Source organism: Sulfitobacter sp., assembly GCF_036961165.1.
GTDB lineage: Bacteria > Pseudomonadota > Alphaproteobacteria > Rhodobacterales > Rhodobacteraceae > Sulfitobacter.
Genome location: NZ_JBALVJ010000014.1, coordinates 1 through 20,029, shown reverse-complemented (window position 1 = coordinate 20,029; position 20,029 = coordinate 1). Strand labels below are relative to the sequence as shown.

Below are 20,029 nucleotides of genomic sequence, written 5' to 3'. Positions count from 1 at the left end.
GCGCGCGCGCAGGCCAGAGTCAACTCTCCCGCTGCGTTCGCAGCTTTGTGAAGTATTCAAGCCGCTTCTTCAAGTCCCGCTCGAACCCCCGTTCGACCGGTTGATATAGCGCCGGACGCTCCATTCCATCGGGAAAGTAATTCTGGCCCGAGAACCCGTCTTCGGCATCATGGTCATAGGCATATCCTGCCCCGTATCCCTGTTCTTTCATCATGCCTGTTGGCGCGTTGAGGATATGTTTGGGCGGCGGGGCCGAGCCGGTGGCCTTGGCGGCACGGCGCGCGCCCTTGTAGGCCACATAATTCGCGTTGCTCTTAGGCGCGAGTGCCAGATAGATCACCGCTTGCGACAACGCCAGCTCCCCCTCAGGAGAGCCGAGGCGTTCATACGTGTCCCAGCATTGTAGGCACACCGCTTGCGCCTGCGGGTCAGCCAACCCGATATCCTCGACAGCCATCCGCACGATGCGCCGCGCGAGATAGCTCGGGTCCTCGCCGCCCTCCAGCATGCGCGCGAACCAGTAAATCGCCGCATCTGGATCGCTGCCGCGCACAGACTTATGCAGCGCAGAGATGAGATTGTAGTGCTCGTCCCCGCCTTTGTCATATTGCGCCGCGCGCTTACTCAACCGTTTGCACAAGGCAACCGTGTCTAGCGGCGCGTCCAGCTTCCATGCTGCTATCTGTTCGATCAGATTGAGCAGCGCACGCCCGTCCCCGTCGGCCATATCCAGCAATGCCTGCCGCGCGGCAGGGTCCAACGGCAGGCTAATTTCCAACTCCGCCTCGGCCCGCTCGATCAGTCTCTCCAGATCGGTTGCGTCCAAACGTTCCAACACCAGAACCTGAGCCCGGCTCAGGACGGCGCGGTTCAGCTCAAAGCTGGGATTTTCTGTGGTGGCCCCGACAAGCAGGATCGTGCCATCCTCCATATGCGGCAGAAATCCGTCCTGCTGTGCTTTGTTAAAGCGATGGATTTCGTCCACAAACAAAAGCGTGCCCTGTCCATTCTGGCGCCTGATCTTGGCCGCGTCAAAAACGCGACGCAGCTCTGGCACACCACTGAAGATCGCGCTGATTTGTACGAAATGCAGGTCGGTCTCATCCGCCAATAACCGCGCGATTGTGGTCTTACCCACCCCCGGTGGCCCCCAGAAGATCAACGAACTAAGCACGCCACCTTCCAGCATTGCCGTTAACGGCGCATCCGGCCCCAATACCTGCGACTGGCCAATCACCTCACGCAGGTTCTTGGGCCGCAAGCGGTCTGCCAGAGGACGATGCCCGTTTTCTGCGCTGGCAGCTGGGCTTCCGAACAGATCAGCCACGCCTCTACCCCCTGAACCGCATGATGATCCGTTGCGCGCCGCGCTGGACAAGCATTTCAACCTGCCGCACCTGCTCCGTCAGCATTTCCGCAACCTGACCTGGATGGGATAGCGCAACACCGTTCATTGCCAATATGACGTCCCCATTGCGAAGCCCCGCACGTGCTGCAAACACGCCGGTCTTCATCACCGCAACGCCTTCGATCTCCAACGGCAGATTGAAATCTGAAAGAACGGCAGGATTAATCCGAACCAGCGTCAGCCCCGGGAAAGCGCTCCGCTCTGGCAGGGTCACAGCATCGCGCGAAGGCACCTCAGGCGCCGCAATCAACCCAACCCTTGCACTCTTCTGCTGCCCCGCGCTGCTAAAGGATATATCCGCCTGCGCGTCCAATCCAGCCACACTCATGCGGTAAACCATCTCTGACGGCGTGTTCACCGGCTGGCCTCCAACAGACAGGATCACATCACCAACCTCCAACCCCGCCTCCAAAAACGGGCTGGCGGGGTGTAGACCAGAGATAATAATCCCGCCAGAGCGGTCAAATCCAAGTGTCGCGGCCATATCTGTATCTAACGGTTGCCCGCTGATTCCAGCCCAAGGGCGCCCGAACTCTGTCCGCCCCGCCTGCGCCTGCGCCACAAAGGCCGCAACCAAATCAGCAGGGATCGCAAAGCCAATCCCGTTTGATCCACCCGAGCGTGTCAGGATAGACGTATTCACGCCGATCAATCGCCCTTGGACATCCACCAAAGCCCCGCCAGAGTTTCCGGGGTTAATCGGCGCATCGGTTTGAATGAAATACCCGCGCCCGCCGCCGCCCGACCGACCCGACCGCGCCAACCCGGACACAATCCCACTGCTCACGGTCTGGCCGACGCCGAAAGGGTTCCCGATCGCAAGGGCAAGCTCCCCCACTTCAACGCTGTCGCTGCTGCGTAAGGGCAAGTAAGGAAGCGGCTCTGGCGCATCAATCTTGAGGATAGCAAGATCACTGTCCTCGTCAGCCAAGAGCACCCGCGCGGAGAATTCTCGCCGGTCGTTTAGCACCACGCTAATATCTGTCGCCATCGCGACCACATGATAATTGCTTACGACGATACCGTCGTCGGACAGGATCACCCCCGACCCAAGCGAGTTCTGAACCCGCGGTTTGCGGTCGGTCAGTGGGTCACGGAACATCCGGCCAAAAAACGGGTCCGCTTGAAGCGGCGTGCGCTGCACCTCGCGCACAACCTTTACATAAATGTTTACAACCGCGGGTGCGGCCTCTCGAACAAGCGGGGCGAAGCTAAGCTGCATTTCGGCAGCCGATTGTGGGACCTGCTGCGCGCCTACCGGGCTGGCAAACAGTGCGAAGATAAGTGCAAAGTATTTCATACCCACAGATATGCGCAGCCACCGCCGATCATGCAACTGCTCTATTTTCTTTGGCTGGAAATATCCGATCACACCGCCAAAAAGTAAAAAGCCCCACCAAATGGCAGGGCTTCCCGTCTCACTGAACTGTGAAAGCTTATTCTTCAGCAGCTTCGTGTGCTGCAACGCGGGCTTTGTCTGCGGCGCCTTTGGCGTCACGGTCACGGTCCACAAATTCGATGATCGCCATTGGCGCCATGTCACCGTAACGGAAGCCCGCTTTGAGAACGCGCACATAACCACCTTGACGGTCTTTGTAGCGGGGGCCCAAGATATCGAACAGTTTTGTAACGTACTGGTCTTCTTTCAGACGCGCGCGTGCCTGACGGCGGGCGTGCAGGTCGCCGCGCTTCGCCAGCGTGATCATTTTCTCAATGATCGGCCGCAATTCTTTTGCTTTTGGCAGGGTTGTCTTGATCTGCTCATGCTCGATCAGCGAGCCGGCCATGTTGGCCCAAAGCGCCTTGCGGTGCTCATGTGTGCGATTAAGACGGCGGTATCCACGTGCGTGACGCATAGTTCTATCTCCAAAAATGGTGCCCTCTACGGGCCGTTTTGCTTTGTCTGGCTGACGTGCGTAGCGTCAACTCTCCTTGGGGCAGTTCGCCCAGTCGTTGTATTGGGCGGAGCTTGCGCCCCGCCCGAGTGCTTTAAAAGTTGTCTTCGAACTTCTTGGCCAGATCTTCGATGTTGTCCGGTGGCCAGTCCTCGACGTCCATGCCAAGGTGCAGACCCATGCCCGACAGCACTTCCTTGATCTCGTTCAAGGACTTGCGGCCGAAGTTCGGTGTGCGCAGCATTTCTGCTTCGGTCTTCTGGATCAGATCGCCAATATACACGATATTGTCGTTCTTCAGGCAGTTGGCGGAACGTACGGAAAGCTCCAGTTCGTCCACTTTCTTCAACAGAAGCGGGTTGAACTCGAGACCGTCATCGTCGTCCTGACGCGAATCTGATTCAGGCTCATCGAAGTTGACGAAGATACCCAACTGGTCCTGCAAGATGCGCGCAGCAAATGCCACGGCGTCGTCAGGCGTCAGGGAGCCGTCAGTTTCGACCTTCATCGTCAGCTTGTCATAGTCCAGAACCTGACCTTCACGGGTCGGCTGCACGTCGTAGCTGACTTTTTTCACTGGGCTGTAGATCGCATCGATCGGGATAAGACCGATAGGCGCATCTTCAGGCTTGTTCTTGTCTGCGGCGACATAGCCTTTGCCAGTGTTGACCATGAGTTCCATGTAGATGTCCGCACCATCATCGAGGTGGCAGATGACATGATCGCGATTCAGGATTTCGATGCCAGCAGACTCGCTGATATCGCCAGCCGTCACAACGCCTGGGCCCTTCGCGGAGATCGACAGACGCTTTGGCCCTTCGACTTCCATGCGGATGGACACTCCTTTGAGGTTCAGAATGATGTCGGTGACGTCTTCGCGCACACCGGCGACAGAAGAAAACTCGTGCAGGACGTTGTCGATCTGTACGGATGTGATCGCAGCACCTTGTAGCGATGACATCAGAACACGACGCAGTGCGTTGCCCATTGTGAGACCAAAGCCGCGCTCAAGCGGTTCAGCAATCACAGTTGCCTGACGTGCAGGATCGTTGCCGGGTTTGACGTCAAGCTGAGTTGGCTTGATCAGTTCGGCCCAATTTTTGTGGATCATATGTCCCTCCATTCCTGTTCGCGCCCGTATGTCCAACCGGGGCAAACTCCCGAGGTTTCAAAAAGTCGCACGCAAACAGCGCGCTGTAGAAAGTCGTGAAGGGTCCGCGAAAAATCGCGAACCCCGAGTAGCATAATGATCGCTTAAACGCGGCGGCGCTTCGGCGGGCGGCAACCGTTGTGTGCCATTGGTGTCACATCACGAATCGAAGTGATGTTGAAACCGGCAGCAGCCAGTGCGCGCAGGGCGCTTTCACGGCCAGAACCTGGGCCTTGCACTTCGACTTCCAGCGTTTTCACGCCGTGATCTTGTGCTTTTTTGCCCACATCTTCAGCAGCCATCTGAGCAGCATAAGGAGTCGATTTACGCGACCCCTTGAAGCCCATCGTACCAGCGGAAGACCATGCAATTGCATTGCCCTGCACGTCAGAGATGAGGATTTTTGTGTTGTTGAAAGAAGAATTTACATGCGCCACACCAGCGGCGATGTTCTTGGAGACTTTCTTCTTAGCGCGTTTTGCTTCGCGTGCCATTACCTGAGCCCTCCCTTATTTCTTCTTACCAGCAATGGCCTTTGCGGGGCCTTTGCGAGTGCGAGCGTTTGTGTGCGTACGCTGACCGCGTACAGGCAAGTTACGACGGTGGCGCAGGCCACGGTAGCAACCCAGATCCATCAAACGTTTGATGTTCATCTGTGTGTCACGGCGCAGGTCACCTTCAACGGTATAGTTTTCGTCGATGTGCTCGCGGATTTTCAGAACTTCGGTGTCCGACAGCTCGTTGACGCGTCGCGCCATGTCGATACCAACTGCTTCGCAGATGGCCTGAGCGGAAGAGTTGCCGATACCAGTGATATATGTGAGGGCGATTGGAACCCGCTTTGCAGTCGGGATGTTTACGCCGGCAATACGTGCCACGTGTGCAATTCCTTTTTTGTTGCGGGTCCGTTATGCCAGACCCTTTTTTCACAACACAAGCCCGAGGCGATTATGCCACCGGGCTACAGCTGATCAGGTGATCTTGTAGATATGGAGCGACCATACCCACAGTTTGATTCCCTTTCGGGATAGCGCTAAGTATGAGGCCTAAGTGGTGTCGTCAAGTGCCCTTCAACGGTCAGTGGATAACTATCCACGCGGGCAATAAAACATATCAAATTTCCTGACGCCATCCGGCATGGTTTGGACAACATTCACCCTGTCGTCACCGGTACACTTGATCGCAACATACGGCCTCGACGTCAAACGGCCCAAACGGCGATCCGCAAGATCAAGCGCATCCTCACCAATCGCCAAATCAATACCGTCAATCATCTGACAATGAACAAACAAGTTCGACAGGGTTTGACCGATCAGACTGCAATGTGCATTGTTCGCTCGGTCCTTCAGTGTTTTCGCCCAAATGCTGCGATCTTTAGCAAATAATTCTTACGCAGAAACTTCGCCACCAAACCCAAGCTTAGCAGCCACAACAAAGCAAACAACAGGCATCAGATTAAGCGTCGAGAACCGCCGCGATGCTGCCTTGCACAGCTTCAATCTCGGCCAAACCGTCCACATCACTCAGCATGCCTTTGGCATAATAGTAGCCAATCAGCGGGGAGGTTTGCTTGTAGTACGCCATTAGACGAGTCTTCAGGCTTTCTTCATTGTCATCCGCACGACGCTTGAACTCGGTTCCGCCGCAGGATGTGCATTTACCATCAGCTGGAATCGGCTTGGTGTTGTCATTGTAGACCTCACCGCAAGAGCCGCAGGTCGAACGTGCGGTGATACGATCCACAAGAGCCTCATCATCGACGCGCATTTCGATAACCGCGTCAAGGGTTTGGCCCTCTGCTTCCATAAGGGCACCCAATGCATCAGCTTGGGGGAGAGTGCGGGGGAAACCGTCAAAAATGAACCCACCATGCTCTGTCTTGTCGGCAAGCTTTTCACGAATGAGGCCGATCACGATCTCATCGGTAACCAGCGCGCCGCGTGCCATAACGTCGGCGACGATCTTGCCCATCTCTGTGCCGCTGTCTTTGGCTTCACGGAGCATGTCACCCGTGCTGAGCTGAACCATGCCGCGTGTCTCTACGAGGTGACGTGCTTGCGTGCCTTTGCCCGCGCCTGGGGGTCCAAGAAGTATGATGTTCATTTGCGTGCAGGGCTCCGTTTCTTACGTCCTTTACCGGATTTGCCGCGCAACTGCGACTTCTCCAGTAGACCTTCATATTGATGCGCCAGAAGATGGCTTTGTACTTGCTGGATAGTATCCATTGTGACCGAGACCACAATCAATACAGAAGTACCGCCAAAATAGAACGGGATCGCGAACTGGCCGCGGAGGATTTCCGGCAGGATACAGACCGCAGCCAGATAGGCCGAGCCGAGAACAAGAACGCGGTTAACCACATACTCCAGATACTCGGCAGTCCGCTTACCCGGACGAATACCCGGAACAAAGCCATTCTGGCTTTTAAGGTTCTCTGCCACGTCGTCAGGTTTAAACGACACGTTGAACGTATAGAAATAAGCAAAGAACACGATCATCGCGATAAAGAACAGCAGGTACAGCGGCTGACCCGGACCAAAATTGGCAAGCAGCCAAGACATGACTGGGCTGGTCGAATTACCCGAGAACGTGCTGATCGTCACCGGTAGCAAAAGCAAAGAGCTGGCAAAAATCGCTGGGATAACACCGGCCGGGTTGACCTTAACTGGCAGGTGGCTGGAGCCACCGTCATAGACCTTCATGCCCACCTGACGGCGTGGGTACTGGATATGAATCTTGCGTAGAGCGCGCTCCATAAAGACCACAAACATAATGGTAGCGATGACCATCACCAACACCGCGACAATAACCGCAGGGCTGATCGCGCCGGAACGACCGGACGCAAAGAACTGCGCGATGGCAGCTGGAACTTCGGCAATGATGCCTACGAAAATAATAAGCGAAATGCCGTTGCCGATACCGCGTGCGGTGATTTGCTCACCAAGCCACATCAGGAACATCGTGCCGCCGATCAAAGTGATCATACACGCAATGCGGAAATACATGCCCGGGTCAGCGGCGATGTCACCCGCCTCAAGGCTTACCGCAAGCCCGTAGGACTGCACTGTGGCCAGCGCCACGGTGCCCCAGCGGGTGTATTGGTTGATCTTCTTGCGCCCCTGCTCACCCTCTTTTTTGAGCTGCTCCAGCGACGGCACCATGGACGTCAGAAGCTGAACAATGATCGAGGCCGAGATATAAGGCATGATACCGAGGGCAAAAATACCCATCCGGCCAAGCGCACCACCGGTAAACATCGAAACCATACCGCCGATGCCTTGCCCCGCACTTTCCATAAAGTCACGCAGTGCTGCGCCGTCGATACCGGGCACGGGGATAAAAGTCCCCAAGCGGTAAACGATCAACAGACCAAGCGTGAAAAGGATGCGATGGCGCAAGTCGGTTGCCTTGCCAAAGGCGGACCAGCTTGAATTGGCGGCCATATTCTCGACGGCAGATACCATGTGAGGGCTCTCTTTTTTGAAACAAAACGCCGCCCGAACCGTTTTCCGGTGGGCGGCGTTTGGGAAAACTTGTATCTTTATGTAAGCGGCTTAGACGCCGCTCACAAGACCGAAGCGTTATTCGGAGGCTTCTACTGCTGCCGTGACCTTAACAGTCAGGCTACCGCCCGCCTTTTCAACTGCTTCAACAGCCGATTTGGACGCACCGGTGACTTCGATGTTCATCTTCGCTGTCACGTCACCTTTAGCAAGAACGCGTATACCGTCACGCTTGCGACGAACCAGACCGGATGCGATCAGTGCGTCTTCGGTGATCGCGTTTTTGATGTCGATTTTGCCTTCGTCGATAAACTTCTGGATCAGGCCCAGGTTAACAACGGAGTATTCTTTGCGGTTCGGCTTGTTAAAGCCACGCTTTGGCAGACGTTGGTAGAGGGGCATCTGGCCGCCTTCGTACCCTTTGATCGCCACACCCGAACGGGATTTCTGACCTTTTATACCGCGGCCACCCATTTTACCGGTGCCGGAACCAGGACCACGACCAACGCGTTTGCGTGGTTTCGTTGCGCCTGGATTGTCTGAAAGTTCATGAAGTTTCATGTCGCTTCTCCTTTTGCCGGAAATGCCCCCCAGCGACGGGAGCGGACACACGCGGCGTTACGATTCTCATGAGCACATCTCTGCCCACCGCGAGCGTATAGGGGAAGGATAGTTTCGAGGCAAGGGGTCCTCCCTCAGAGCCCCATTACTTTTGCAATTCGCAGACGCTCAACACCCCAAGAAAACGCGAGGAGGCCAATCACACCGGCCAACATAGTCAAAGCCAACAACGGCCCCAGGTCAGAAATCCCGAACCTGAGCATCGCAATCCGCACAGCGGCCGAAAAAGCTGTGTGCGTCAGATAAATCACCAAAGACGCCGGACCAAGATAGCGCAGGGCAATTACATACCGGTTGTTAGGAGCCACCGTCTGGTCAACAAAGCTCCACGCAAACCACGCCGCTACCACCAAAACCAACGAGTGAATGACACTCGCTTTATCGGGGCCAACAGCCTAAAGAAGTGCCGTAAAGACAACCGCCCCGACACTAGCCCCAGCGACGGAAGGTCGGTATGCTGTCAACCCACCCAATACTATCCCCGCAAGCAGATAAGGAAAACATTCAATCACCGGCCCCACGATCGCAGACGGAACGGACAAAAGCGGATTGATCAGCGAAGGGCCAATAGCAGTGACCGCGGCGGCCCACCGCAAGACGTAATCGCGATGATCACGAAGCACAAATGTGTAAGCAATTATGAGGGTGCTTCGCGATAGAAATAGCGCCCAAAGAAACCACAGGTGTTCGTACGGGGGGAGCGGGATGACCGGCAAGTCAGACAGGTTCACTGGTGTATCTACAGATGAACCGGCAAAGAGCTTCAATCCAAAAAGATCCAGCTCCACAAAACCATCGGCCACAGGAGGCGCTTTACCCGCCCCTTCAGCAAGGTTTCCATATCGTATTTCTGCAATGCCTCCAGAAACAGGAGCCCCGCAAGAAAGAAGAACAAAGGCATGTGAAACGCATAGATGGCAGAATGAATTGCCCGGAAGATGAGGTCTTCCGCAATAAGACCCGCCCTGTCAGCGGCACGCCACGCATGACCAAAAACAACAAGAAGAATTCCAACACTCCGCGCACTATCTGCCGCGTTAACACGACCCACAGCGGTTTCGTCGCGAAAGAGGGCTCCCCTGTGGGGCTTTTGTATGTGCGCGCTCTCCATCGGCTCAGTCATACTCAGGACTGCTTTACCAAATTAGGGGAATTTCTTGTCGAGTGGGTCAGATAAACGAATAGAATTGCTAGCCTAATCCTAACTTGCAGTTTGAACCCGACCAACAAAAAACGCCCCGCAGCCAACTGCGAGACGTCTATTCATCATCTTTTCCCAAAGGAGAGCTAGCCGAGTAGCTTAGCCCTTCTCTTCGATGATCTCTACCATGTGGCTAATCTTGCGAACCATGCCACGAACGGAAGGTGTGTCTTCCAGCTCGCGAACGCGGTGCATTTTGTTCAGGCCCAGACCGATCAACGTTGCACGCTGGTCTGCGGGACGGCGGATAGGGGAGCCTACCTGCTTGATTACAATAGTCTTAGCCATGCTTATGCCTCCTCAGCCACTTGAGTGGACGAGTCAGATGCATCGTCACGCTTGGGCAGAATGTCAGCCACTTTCTTACCGCGACGCTGTGCGACAGAACGTGGAGACTGTTCTTTTTTCAATCCGTCCATGGTGGCGCGGATCATGTTGTAGGGGTTCTGTGAACCGATGGACTTGGACACAACGTCCTTAATGCCCAGCATTTCGAACACGGCACGCATTGGACCACCGGCGATGATGCCGGTACCCTCTGGTGCTGTGCGCATCACAACTTTGCCTGCGCCGTGACGGCCGGACATATCGTGGTGCAGCGTACGGCCTTCGCGCAGCTGTACGCGGATCATCTGACGCTTGGCCTGCTCGGTTGCCTTGCGGATCGCCTCAGGCACCTCTTTGGCTTTACCTTTGCCAAAACCTACACGGCCTTTTTGGTCACCAACCACAACAAGGGCAGCAAAACCAAAGCGCTTACCACCTTTTACGGTTTTGGACACACGGTTGATCGCGACAAGGCGGTCTGCAAATTCTGGCGCTTCTTCGCGCTGGTTGCGACGGTTGTTGCCGCCCCGGTTTTCGTCTCTGGCCATGATGGCCTCCTTATACTTGCGGGCTGGCGCCCTGTTTTCACAACCCTTGGTGAGCGGATCGCTCCCGGGTCATCGAGAGGCCCCCAAACAGGCCTCTTCGCATTTCTAACTGGCAGGACCAAGGCCCTGCCGATAGGCTTAGATCTTCAGACCACCTTCACGGGCTGCGTCGGCCAGGGCCTTCACTTTACCGTGGAAGAGGAAACCGCCGCGATCGAAGTAAGCAGATTCAACACCAGCCTTCTTGGCACGCTCGGCAATAGCCGAACCAACCTTTGCGGCCACTTCGATGTTGTTCTTACCCACAACGCCAAGATCTTTTTCAAGCGACGAGGCAGAAGCGACTGTAACGCCGTTTACATCGTCAATCAGCTGAACGCTGATGTTCTTGTTGGAGCGGTGCACGGACAGGCGCATACGGCCCCGGTTCGTGCGGCGAAGTTTGTTCCGAACGCGCAAGCGGCGTTTGATGAACAGTTGTCTTTTGCTGTTTGCCATCTGTGCGTTCCTTACTTCTTCTTGCCTTCTTTGCGGAAGACGAACTCACCCTTGTAGCGGATGCCTTTGCCCTTATAGGGCTCGGGCTTGCGCCAAGCGCGGATGTTCGCGGCGACTTGACCAACAAGTTGTTCGTCAATGCCTTCCACAATGATTTCAGTCTGTTTCGGAGCCGTCACAGTCACGCCAGCTGGCGGTGTGTAATCGACGTCGTGAGACAGGCCGAGGTTCAGTTTCAATGTGTTGCCAGTCATAGCAGCACGGTAACCAACGCCTTGAATCTCAAGCTCTTTCTTGAAACCCTCGGTAACGCCAGTCACAAGGTTACGTACCATCGTGCGGGACATGCCCCACTGCTGGCGTGCGCGCTTGGACTTACCGCGTGGTGTGATTGACACGAAGTTGTCTTCAACACTCATGGTCACATCATCAGTTGCTTTGAAGATCCGGACCCCTTTGGGGCCTTTCACTTCGATTGTTTGGCCGCTGACCGAAGCAGTAACACCGCTGGGCAGGTCGACCGGCTTTTTACCAATACGAGACATTAAATTCTCCCTAGAATACGGTGCAGAGCACTTCGCCGCCAACGTTGGCTGCGCGTGCGCTTGCGTCCGACATCACACCCTGCGGGGTGGAGACAATCGACACACCCAGGCCCTGACGGACGGATGGGAGGTCTTGTGCGCCCATATAAACGCGGCGGCCTGGCTTGGAGATACGCTTCAGTTCACGAATGACGGGTTCGCCTTCGTAGTACTTCAGGCTGATCTCGATGGCAGGGTGGCCATCGGCACCTGTCATCTTCTCATAGCCACGGATGTAGCCTTCGTCGGCGAGTACATCCAGAACCCATGCACGCAGCTTAGAAGCTGGTGTCATGACTGTGGATTTACCGCGCAACTGGCTGTTACGGATGCGTGTCAGCATATCTGCGATAGGATCGTTCATCTGATGCGCTCCTTACCAGCTCGACTTCACCATGCCGGGGATCTGGCCTGCGGAGCCAAGATCCCGCAGCGCGATGCGCGAGATTTTCAGTTTACGATAATAAGCGTGAGGGCGGCCTGTCAGCTGGCAACGGTTGTGCAGACGCACAGCCGAAGAGTTGCGAGGCAGTTTCGCCAGCTTCAGGGAGGCGCGAAAGCGGTCTTCCATTGGCTTGCTCTCGTCGGAGATGATTTCTTTCAACTCCGCACGCTTGACGGCGTACTTCTTGACCAATGCTTCACGCTTCTTTTCGCGTGCGATCATGGATTTCTTAGCCATATCTAATTCCTTCCCGCGCTTATGAGTTGAAGGGCATGTTGAACAGCTTCAACATTGCCTTCGCTTCGGCGTCGGTTTTCGCCGTGGTGGCGATAATGATGTCCATACCCCAGTTTTCATCGACTTTATCAAAGTCGATTTCGGGGAACACGATGTGCTCTTTCATGCCCATGGCATAGTTGCCACGGCCGTCAAAAGAGGTGCCTTTCACGCCGCGGAAATCGCGAATACGTGGCATGGCAATCGTGATCAGACGATCAAGGAATTCGTACATGCGGTCACCGCGAAGGGTCACCTTCGCGCCCAGAGGCATCTCTTCACGCACCCGGAAGCCCGCGATGGATTTCTTGGCGATTGTGGTGAGTGCTTTCTGGCCAGCGATCGCTGAAAGATCTTCCTGAGCGGATTTCGCTTTCTTGCTGTCACGAACAGCTTCAGCGCCACACCCGATGTTCAGGACGATTTTGTCCAAACGCGGGATCATCATATGGTTCTTGTAGCCGAACTCTTCGGTCAGGGCAGCACGGATGCGGTCCTTATAGTCGGCCTTGAGGCGGGGTGTATATGTTGCAGTGTCGAGCATCAGATTACGTCCCCTGTTGTCTTGGCGAAACGAACTTTGTTTTCGCCGTCCATTTTGAAGCCCACGCGAGAAGGTTTGCCGTTGGCATCCTTGATCGCGAGGTTGCTCAGGTCGATTGGCATCGATTTAGGGATGCGACCGCCCTGGGATGTTTGGGACTGGCGTGTGGCACGCACGTAAACGTTGATACCGTCTACAACAGCCTTACCGGATTTCGGGTCAACGGAAGCAATCTTGCCTTCCTTGCCCTTGTCCTTGCCGGTCAGAACGATGACCATGTCACCTTTTTTCAGCTTAGCAGCCATGATTACAGCACCTCCGGAGCGAGTGAGATGATTTTCATGAAGTTTTTGGCGCGCAGTTCACGAACAACTGGTCCGAAGATACGGGTGCCAACAGGCTCGTTGTTATTATTCAGGATAACAGCAGCGTTGCGGTCAAAACGAATGGCTGTGCCATCGTCGCGACGAACTTCTTTTGCGGTACGAACGACGACGGCTTTACGCACGTCACCCTTCTTAACACGGCCGCGTGGAATGGCTTCCTTTACCGAGACGACAATAATATCGCCAACGGATGCGTACTTACGCTTGGAACCACCCAGGACCTTGATGCACTGAACGCGGCGAGCGCCACTGTTGTCAGCAACATCCAAGTTGGTCTGCATCTGGATCATTTGGTTTCTCCCGACCTATAGGGGGCGATGCATGCCTGATCCCTAGGGTTTCGATTAAGTTGTTACTCAGAACGAGTAACGCACCAACCCGTCAGGGCTCATACGTAAAGGATCATGCTTCCGCAGTAATCACTTCCCAACGCTTGGTTTTGGAACGTGGTGCACATTCAATAATGCGGACCTGCTGGCCCACTTTGAAAGTGTTGTTTTCATCGTGCGCCCGGTATTTTTTGGACTTACGAATGGTCTTCTTCATAATCGGGTGCGTAAAGCGACGCTCTACGGATACGGTTACTGTCTGTTCATTGGCGTCCGAAGTTACGGTGCCTGTCAGGATACGCTTTGGCATGGATCAGGCTCCTCTTACGCGTCTGTCGCTGCAGCAGCAGCTTTTTGGTTCAACACTGTCTTCACACGAGCAACGTCGCGCTTAACGGTACGCAGGCGTGCAGGGTTTTCCAGTTGGCCAGTAGCTTGCTGAAAACGCAGGTTGAACGCTTCTTTTTTCAGGTTCACAAGTTCGTCACGGAGCTGATCCGGCGTCTTGTCGTGTAGTTCTTTGGCGATCATGCCATTTCCTTTCAACATCACCAGCAGGCCCCGAGAGGGTGACCATGATTCTGATGGAGTTCATAATGAAGTTGCTCAGTAGCGCTGATACTGTCTCTGCGCAACCCTAAAGGCATAATTATATCGTCAATCACGCATCCTAGTCGCTAATGTCACGTCAGCTAAGAGCGGCGTTAACACAGCATCCAAAGTCGCGCGACGACTCGATGGTACTGGGGACAACCAATCCCTTGTCAGCGATCGCCAGAGCGAAGATATTTGTGTTGCAGCCCTCATTCTGTTTGCACGACCCAACTGCCCCACCAGCTTTATGTTAAAACGTGTGTTAGACGTGGATGATATCCTCACAAGTCTAGGATCGGGCAACGCAATTCAGGATGTATTGTGCGAAGCTTATCTGATCAAGGACGGCCTTGGTGAGGAACTATTGATCGCCTCCTCAGTAATAGGTCTACCGGTGCGTCACGGGGGAGGCAACGAACTCTCCGGAGGAGAGTGTAACGACACCTTCACGCTTAGCCTTCAATTCGAAGGTTATCTCGTCGAGAGATGCCGATAATATTACAAAACGAAGTCCCAGAGCCAATACCATCTCAAATTACGGTGCGCGATTCGGTTAACGGTGATGACACCCTAGAAGTCGCTGCCACTCAGAATGAACCCCTGCCGGCTCGCGCGATGGTCTTTGCGGGAGTGGAGCCGCCAAATTCAGATCACAGCCACGCGAAGATGTTTTGGCCATGCAACTCGAAACCACCCCAACCGTGCCATTGCCGGTCGCCTACGTCAGACTTACAGACCCCACTGTCACTCTTAAAGACATCCCCTTTTGGGCAAAACTGATTGAACACGGGCGCGAAGGGCGTAGTGTGCGCAGCAGATACGCGCCCCACCCTTTTGTGAGAGCATAATGACAAATATCAAATCACTCTTCGTAACCCGCCTTTATCACGCCGCGCTTGGTGGCTCCGTTGATGCCAATGAGTTGGAGGTATCTTGCTACTCCATCGCAGAAGACGATGAAGCCGGTCAGGAGTGGTGCGAGGAGAACGGCTTTCCAGGGTATACATCTTATGCTTCGCTCACCGATCTGGGCTGGCGCTTTCCCATCTTTGCGGATGTGATCAAAGCGATTGAGGCCCATGTCGCCGCCTTTGCCAAGGATCTAGAACTTGATCTTGACGGTCGTGAACTAAAGCTTGAGGATATCTGGATTAACATTCTACCCGAGGGCGGCATCCACACCGGACATATCCACCCCCATTCGGTTATCTCTGGCACCACCTATGTGGCAATGCCCGAAGGCGCCTCAGCGATCAAATTCGAAGATCCGCGCCTGCCAATGATGATGGCCGCACCGGGCCGTCAGAAGGATGCCCGTGAAGAGCTTCGAACCTTTCACTATGTAGCCCCCGCCCTGGGCGATTTACTGCTGTGGGAAAGCTTCATCCGCCATGAAGTGCCTATGAACATGTCCGAAGAAGACCGGATCAGTGTGTCGTTCAACTACGCTTGGGCGTAATCACCTAGGCGCCTTCTTCCGCGCCTCTTCCTGCTCCTTGACCAAGGCTTTCTCTTCCTTGGTCATCTTATTCCCCCACTGATTATTACTCAGGCCAAGATCGGCAGGCATCGGCTTTGTCTTGCCCTTCTTGATCTCTCCGCCCTTGTTCAGGAATTGCTGGATAAGGTCGTCGTCCGTGGTGGGCTTGGGAACTTGTTTCATGGCGATGCCTTTTAGCTTGAGGTCTGTAATACACCGTATTCGGTCAGACGGTCCTTGGCTAGTAGCCCCCAAAAACTTCGCCTCAATATCGGGCAGACAAACCGCTCGCAGGTGTATCCCTTTCACAGCCGTTCACATAGCCGCGCGCGAGCTCTCACTTAGGTAGATTTGCAGGCGTCCCTCGCTCATGTGGAGCATAGCGCAAGGAAAACCGCCCTGCGCACAGCAATCACATCCCAGGAAGGATACCGGCAAAATGAAAGCCATAGACCAAACCGAACTGAAGGCTTTGGCCAGTGCAGGCCTGATTGGAGAGATCACATTCGAAGCATACGCGTGGCTCGTCGCTCCGATCTTGTTCGGGGTCAAACTGGAGCCGGCTAATCTGGTGATCGGACTGACGAAATCATTTACTGGCGCACAACTGCCCTATGCAGCTGCGTTCCTGATTGGCGCACTCGGCTTTGCTACATTGGTCTATCTATTCAAGAAACTCACACGTCTCAGCTATCTTGGCGCAGGTGTATCCGCAGGGCTGCTCTTGTGATTCGTCGCCCAAGGGATGCTTGCCCCCCTTATGGGCCGGACCTTTATGATGGGATTTGGAAGCTACACCCAGTCCTCATTCATAGGTCACGTCGGCATGACGGCCGTCATCGCACTACTTTGGAAGAAGTTTTTGCAGCGTCCGGCGCCATCTATCGCTTAACCGCTTTTGCGAGCAGCGGAATAGAAAAAGCCCCCGCCGTTTTCACAGTGGGGGCTTCTTTAGTTCCAGCGGTGCCGTTTAGACTTACCAGTCTTCGCGGACAACAACGCGTGTCTTGATTGGCAGCTTCATCGCAGCAAGGCGCAGGGCCTCACGAGCGACGTCATCACCTACACCATCGATCTCAAACATAACGCGGCCTGGCTTTACCTTGGCTGCCCAGAAATCCACGGAACCTTTACCTTTACCCATACGAACTTCGACGGGCTTGGAGGTAACGGGCACATCTGGGAAAATGCGGATCCAGACACGGCCCTGACGCTTCATGTGGCGCGTCATGGCACGGCGTGCTGCTTCGATCTGGCGCGCAGTTACGCGCTCAGGCTCGATTGCTTTCAGACCGTAAGTACCGAAGTTCAGGTCAGACCCACCCTTCGCAAGGCCCTTGATAGAGCCTTTGAACTGCTTACGGAATTTCGTACGTTTTGGCTGTAGCATCCATCTACTCCTTAACGCCGACCGCCGGCACCACGAGGTGCTGGGCCGTCTTGCATTTCTTGTAACTTACGATCATGCGCAGCTGGATCATGTTCCATGATCTCGCCTTTGAAAATCCACGTCTTGATGCCGATGATGCCATAGGCAGTCATTGCTTCAACATGTGCATAGTCGATGTCCGCTCGCAGGGTGTGGAGCGGAACGCGACCCTCACGGTACCATTCGGTACGCGCGATTTCTGCACCGCCAAGACGGCCAGCAAGGTTCACACGGATACCAAGGGCACCCATACGCATGGCGTTCTGTACCGCACGCTTCATAGCGCGACGGAAAGAAACACGACGCTCAAGCTGCTGGGCAATGCTTTCACCAACAAGTGCTGCATCCAACTCTGGCTTGCGAACTTCAACAATGTTGAGGTGCAATTCAGAGTCGGTGAACGCGGCAAGTTTCTTGCGCAGACCTTCGATGTCTGCACCTTTCTTGCCGATAATCACACCGGGACGGGCTGTGTGGATCGTAACGCGGCACTTTTTGTGCGGACGTTCGATGATCACACGAGAGATACCCGCCTGATGGCATTCTTTTTTGATGAACTTGCGGATTGCGAGATCTTCCAACAGGAGGTTCCCGAAATCCTTGGTATCAGCGTACCAGCGGCTATCCCACGTACGATTAACCTGAAGGCGCATGCCGATTGGATTGACTTTATTACCCATTATGCTTGCTCCTCAACCTGACGCACGACGATGGTGATTTCCGCAAACGGCTTCATGATCTTGCCGAAACGGCCACGCGCGCGAGGACGACCACGCTTGAGTGTCATGTTTTTACCGACATAGGCTTCCGCCACGATCAGTTCGTCCACGTCGAGGTTGTGGTTGTTCTCGCCATTGGCGATCGCAGACTGAAGGCATTTCTTCACGTCGATTGCGATACGCTTTTTGGAGAAGGTCAGGTCCGTCAGGGCCTTGTCGACCTTCTTGCCGCGGATCATGGCGGCGACGAGGTTAAGTTTCTGCGGCGACGTCTTCAGCATGCGCAGTTTTGCACGTGCTTCGTTGTCGGCCACGCGGCGGGGATTTTTATCCTTGCTCATGGCTTATTTCCGCTTCGCTTTTTTATCAGCTGCGTGACCATAATAGGTCCGTGTTGGTGAATACTCACCAAACTTCTGACCAATCATGTCTTCGCTGATGTTTACTGGGATATGTTTGTGACCGTTATAGACGCCGAACGTCAGACCAACAAACTGCGGCAGGATCGTGGAACGGCGTGACCAGATTTTGATCACTTCGTTACGACCGCTCTCGCGGGAGGCTTCGGCCTTTTTGAGGACATAAGAGTCAACAAAAGGACCTTTCCATACTGAACGAGACATCTATTAACGCCCCTTCTTCTTGGCGTGACGCGAGCGGATGATCAGCTTGCTAGACGCTTTGTTCTTGTTACGTGTCTTGGCACCCTTGGTTGGCTTACCCCATGGGGTAACCGGGTGACGACCACCGGATGTACGGCCTTCACCACCACCGTGAGGGTGGTCGATCGGGTTCATAACCACACCACGCACAGATGGGCGGATGCCCTTGTGACGCATGCGGCCAGCTTTACCGTAGTTCTGGTTCGAGTTGTCGGGGTTGGACACAGCACCAACAGTGGCCATGCATTCCTGACGTACGAGGCGAAGCTCGCCGGAGCTCAGACGAATCTGAGCGTAGCCACCGTCACGACCAACGAATTGGGCGTAGGTACCTGCAGCACGGGCGATCTGGCCGCCTTTGCCTGGCTTCATCTCGATGTTGTGGATGATGGTACCGATTGGCATGCCGGAGAATGGCATGGCGTTGCCTGGTTTGATGTCTGCCCTGGCGGATGCAACGACCTGATCACCAATGGCGATACGCTGTGGAGCAAGGATGTAGGCCTGCTCACCGTCTTCATATTTAACCAGTGCGATAAACGCGGTCCGGTTCGGGTCATATTCAATGCGCATGACCGTCGCGGTGACGTCCATTTTGTTACGCTTGAAATCAACGATGCGGTAGAGGCGCTTTGCACCACCACCCTTACGACGCATTGTGATCCGTCCGGTGTTGTTCCGTCCGCCGTGCTTGCTAAGACCCTCTGTGAGGGCTTTAACTGGGCGGCCTTTCCAAAGCTCCGAACGGTCAATCAGTACCAGCCCACGCTGGCCTGGCGTCGTCGGTTTGTACGACTTGAGTGCCATGTTCTCTGTCTTCCGTTTGCTTGTATGCGGCCCCGTAGGTCCGCTGTGGTTAGAGGGCCCCGAAGGTCCCAGTAGAATGTTCGGGCGGAAACGATGCTTCTCACCAGCGAACAACAACAAAGCCCCAGACGAATCTGGGGCTATGCCGATGGTGTCTGTTAGGGGGTGCAGAGGATGGGGTCAAGGGACTGACCCGCCTTCACCAATGTATTTATTAAATCAAGAGCTCTTCAACACCAAACCGGATGGACCTTATTCACAGAGCACGACTTGCGGTGGATTCCACTCCAACAGTTGGTTGAACAGATCTCGACGACTTATGACTCTATAGCAATTGATACGCCTATCCTCGACATACCAAGCAACCACGCCGCCCATGCGCCCCTCATCCTTAAGAAGGTACTGGTCATTTGGAGGCTGCTCGGCCCGCCCTTGAGAACGAAGAGCGGCGGTCATCTCCGCCGTCAGTGGAGGGTTCACCACATCCGCAGCAGGCGTTTTCTTTGCAACTGATATTCGCGCTATCGAAAACTCATTTTTGAGGTGCCCGATAGAGCAGGCAACACAATCATAGAGGTGGTCCCAGTAATTCGACCAGTTTGCAGCCAACTTAAGGTGTACCA

At 54.8% G+C, this 20,029-nt stretch carries 30 protein-coding genes; 2 read left to right on the top strand and 28 right to left on the bottom strand.

Features of this window, described 5'->3' with window-relative positions:
• Positions 1-19 precede the first annotated feature (19 nt).
• The 21 genes from V7730_RS08740 to rpmC all read right to left on the bottom strand — a co-directional run bounded on the left by V7730_RS08740 (position 20) and on the right by rpmC (position 14,246).
• Positions 20-1,327, bottom strand: coding sequence for a replication-associated recombination protein A (locus tag V7730_RS08740; RefSeq protein WP_335747214.1), 1,308 nt, complete (start codon positions 1,325-1,327; stop codon positions 20-22).
• A gap of 4 nt (positions 1,328-1,331) precedes the next feature.
• Positions 1,332-2,708, bottom strand: coding sequence for a trypsin-like peptidase domain-containing protein (locus V7730_RS08735; protein ID WP_335747213.1), 1,377 nt, complete (start codon positions 2,706-2,708; stop codon positions 1,332-1,334).
• A 136-nt stretch (positions 2,709-2,844) separates the two neighbouring features.
• Entirely contained in the window at positions 2,845-3,264 is a 420-nt protein-coding gene (gene rplQ / locus V7730_RS08730) for a 50S ribosomal protein L17 (protein ID WP_335747212.1), read from the bottom strand.
• Positions 3,265-3,397: 133 nt separating this feature from the next.
• The gene (locus V7730_RS08725; RefSeq protein WP_335747211.1) at positions 3,398-4,414 is read right to left on the bottom strand and encodes a DNA-directed RNA polymerase subunit alpha; all 1,017 of its coding nucleotides are present in this window, start codon (positions 4,412-4,414) and stop codon (positions 3,398-3,400) included.
• A gap of 143 nt (positions 4,415-4,557) precedes the next feature.
• Positions 4,558-4,947 carry a 30S ribosomal protein S11 gene (rpsK, locus tag V7730_RS08720; RefSeq protein ID WP_335747210.1) on the bottom strand — a complete coding sequence of 130 codons (390 nt, stop codon included), beginning with the start codon at positions 4,945-4,947 and terminating at the stop codon, positions 4,558-4,560.
• 15 nt (positions 4,948-4,962) lie between these two features.
• On the bottom strand, positions 4,963-5,331 hold the full coding sequence (gene rpsM / locus V7730_RS08715) for a 30S ribosomal protein S13 (protein WP_335747209.1): 369 nt from the start codon (positions 5,329-5,331) through the stop codon (positions 4,963-4,965).
• 577 nt (positions 5,332-5,908) lie between these two features.
• Positions 5,909-6,556 carry an adenylate kinase gene (locus tag V7730_RS08710; protein WP_335747208.1) on the bottom strand — a complete coding sequence of 216 codons (648 nt, stop codon included), beginning with the start codon at positions 6,554-6,556 and terminating at the stop codon, positions 5,909-5,911.
• Positions 6,553-7,917: a preprotein translocase subunit SecY gene (secY, locus tag V7730_RS08705; protein WP_335747207.1), complete on the bottom strand. Its 1,365-nt coding sequence runs from the start codon at positions 7,915-7,917 to the stop codon at positions 6,553-6,555. The genes V7730_RS08710 and secY overlap by 4 nt, the downstream gene beginning before the upstream one ends.
• Before the next feature lie 117 nt (positions 7,918-8,034).
• Entirely contained in the window at positions 8,035-8,517 is a 483-nt protein-coding gene (gene rplO / locus V7730_RS08700) for a 50S ribosomal protein L15 (protein ID WP_335747206.1), read from the bottom strand.
• Positions 8,518-9,340: 823 nt separating this feature from the next.
• Positions 9,341-9,700, bottom strand: coding sequence for an acyltransferase family protein (locus V7730_RS08695; RefSeq protein WP_335747205.1), 360 nt, complete (start codon positions 9,698-9,700; stop codon positions 9,341-9,343).
• A gap of 177 nt (positions 9,701-9,877) precedes the next feature.
• On the bottom strand, positions 9,878-10,066 hold the full coding sequence (gene rpmD / locus V7730_RS08690; RefSeq protein WP_335747204.1) for a 50S ribosomal protein L30: 189 nt from the start codon (positions 10,064-10,066) through the stop codon (positions 9,878-9,880).
• A gap of 2 nt (positions 10,067-10,068) precedes the next feature.
• On the bottom strand, positions 10,069-10,653 hold the full coding sequence (rpsE, locus tag V7730_RS08685) for a 30S ribosomal protein S5 (protein WP_335747203.1): 585 nt from the start codon (positions 10,651-10,653) through the stop codon (positions 10,069-10,071).
• Between the two features lie 138 nt (positions 10,654-10,791).
• Positions 10,792-11,151 (bottom strand): 50S ribosomal protein L18, encoded by a 360-nt coding sequence (gene rplR / locus V7730_RS08680; protein ID WP_335747202.1) that lies wholly within the window; start codon positions 11,149-11,151, stop codon positions 10,792-10,794.
• 11 nt (positions 11,152-11,162) lie between these two features.
• Positions 11,163-11,696, bottom strand: coding sequence for a 50S ribosomal protein L6 (rplF, locus tag V7730_RS08675; protein WP_335747201.1), 534 nt, complete (start codon positions 11,694-11,696; stop codon positions 11,163-11,165).
• A 10-nt stretch (positions 11,697-11,706) separates the two neighbouring features.
• Positions 11,707-12,099 carry a 30S ribosomal protein S8 gene (gene rpsH, locus V7730_RS08670; RefSeq protein WP_259999300.1) on the bottom strand — a complete coding sequence of 131 codons (393 nt, stop codon included), beginning with the start codon at positions 12,097-12,099 and terminating at the stop codon, positions 11,707-11,709.
• A 12-nt stretch (positions 12,100-12,111) separates the two neighbouring features.
• Positions 12,112-12,417 (bottom strand): 30S ribosomal protein S14, encoded by a 306-nt coding sequence (gene rpsN, locus V7730_RS08665; protein ID WP_335747200.1) that lies wholly within the window; start codon positions 12,415-12,417, stop codon positions 12,112-12,114.
• A 19-nt stretch (positions 12,418-12,436) separates the two neighbouring features.
• Positions 12,437-13,000, bottom strand: a complete 564-nt coding sequence (rplE, locus tag V7730_RS08660; RefSeq protein ID WP_335747199.1) for a 50S ribosomal protein L5 — start codon at positions 12,998-13,000, stop codon at positions 12,437-12,439.
• Entirely contained in the window at positions 13,000-13,305 is a 306-nt protein-coding gene (rplX, locus tag V7730_RS08655; RefSeq protein WP_335747198.1) for a 50S ribosomal protein L24, read from the bottom strand. Before rplX ends, rplE begins: the two co-directional genes overlap by 1 nt.
• A gap of 2 nt (positions 13,306-13,307) precedes the next feature.
• Positions 13,308-13,676 carry a 50S ribosomal protein L14 gene (rplN, locus tag V7730_RS08650; protein WP_007118848.1) on the bottom strand — a complete coding sequence of 123 codons (369 nt, stop codon included), beginning with the start codon at positions 13,674-13,676 and terminating at the stop codon, positions 13,308-13,310.
• Between the two features lie 112 nt (positions 13,677-13,788).
• A complete protein-coding gene (gene rpsQ / locus V7730_RS08645; RefSeq protein ID WP_335747197.1) occupies positions 13,789-14,025 on the bottom strand; it encodes a 30S ribosomal protein S17 in 237 nt (78 codons plus the stop codon).
• Positions 14,026-14,039: 14 nt separating this feature from the next.
• Entirely contained in the window at positions 14,040-14,246 is a 207-nt protein-coding gene (gene rpmC, locus V7730_RS08640; RefSeq protein WP_025059475.1) for a 50S ribosomal protein L29, read from the bottom strand.
• Positions 14,247-15,156: 910 nt separating this feature from the next.
• On the opposite strand from rpmC, the gene V7730_RS08635 reads away from it, so the two are divergent.
• The gene (locus V7730_RS08635; protein WP_335747196.1) at positions 15,157-15,768 is read left to right on the top strand and encodes a TIGR02466 family protein; all 612 of its coding nucleotides are present in this window, start codon (positions 15,157-15,159) and stop codon (positions 15,766-15,768) included.
• Here the strand turns inward: V7730_RS08635 and V7730_RS08630 are convergent, their stop codons facing one another.
• Entirely contained in the window at positions 15,769-15,972 is a 204-nt protein-coding gene (locus V7730_RS08630; protein ID WP_335747195.1) for a hypothetical protein, read from the bottom strand.
• A 256-nt stretch (positions 15,973-16,228) separates the two neighbouring features.
• Here V7730_RS08630 and V7730_RS08625 point away from each other — a divergent pair, with 256 nt between their 5' ends.
• Positions 16,229-16,519, top strand: a complete 291-nt coding sequence (locus V7730_RS08625) for a hypothetical protein (RefSeq protein ID WP_335747194.1) — start codon at positions 16,229-16,231, stop codon at positions 16,517-16,519.
• Positions 16,520-16,765: 246 nt separating this feature from the next.
• On the opposite strand, the gene rplP is transcribed toward V7730_RS08625, so the two are convergent.
• The 6 genes from rplP to V7730_RS08595 all read right to left on the bottom strand — a co-directional run.
• Positions 16,766-17,179, bottom strand: a complete 414-nt coding sequence (rplP, locus tag V7730_RS08620) for a 50S ribosomal protein L16 (protein WP_259999276.1) — start codon at positions 17,177-17,179, stop codon at positions 16,766-16,768.
• Positions 17,180-17,190: 11 nt separating this feature from the next.
• Positions 17,191-17,898, bottom strand: coding sequence for a 30S ribosomal protein S3 (rpsC, locus tag V7730_RS08615; protein ID WP_335747193.1), 708 nt, complete (start codon positions 17,896-17,898; stop codon positions 17,191-17,193).
• Positions 17,898-18,278: a 50S ribosomal protein L22 gene (gene rplV, locus V7730_RS08610; RefSeq protein ID WP_259999271.1), complete on the bottom strand. Its 381-nt coding sequence runs from the start codon at positions 18,276-18,278 to the stop codon at positions 17,898-17,900. Before rplV ends, rpsC begins: the two co-directional genes overlap by 1 nt.
• 3 nt (positions 18,279-18,281) lie before the next feature.
• Complete coding sequence (gene rpsS / locus V7730_RS08605; RefSeq protein ID WP_227271726.1) at positions 18,282-18,560, bottom strand: 30S ribosomal protein S19; 279 nt, start codon at positions 18,558-18,560, stop codon at positions 18,282-18,284.
• 3 nt (positions 18,561-18,563) lie between these two features.
• Positions 18,564-19,406 carry a 50S ribosomal protein L2 gene (gene rplB / locus V7730_RS08600; RefSeq protein WP_335747192.1) on the bottom strand — a complete coding sequence of 281 codons (843 nt, stop codon included), beginning with the start codon at positions 19,404-19,406 and terminating at the stop codon, positions 18,564-18,566.
• 252 nt (positions 19,407-19,658) lie between these two features.
• Positions 19,659-20,029 (bottom strand): hypothetical protein (locus V7730_RS08595; RefSeq protein WP_335747191.1); only part of this gene is annotated, 371 nt, incomplete at its 5' end.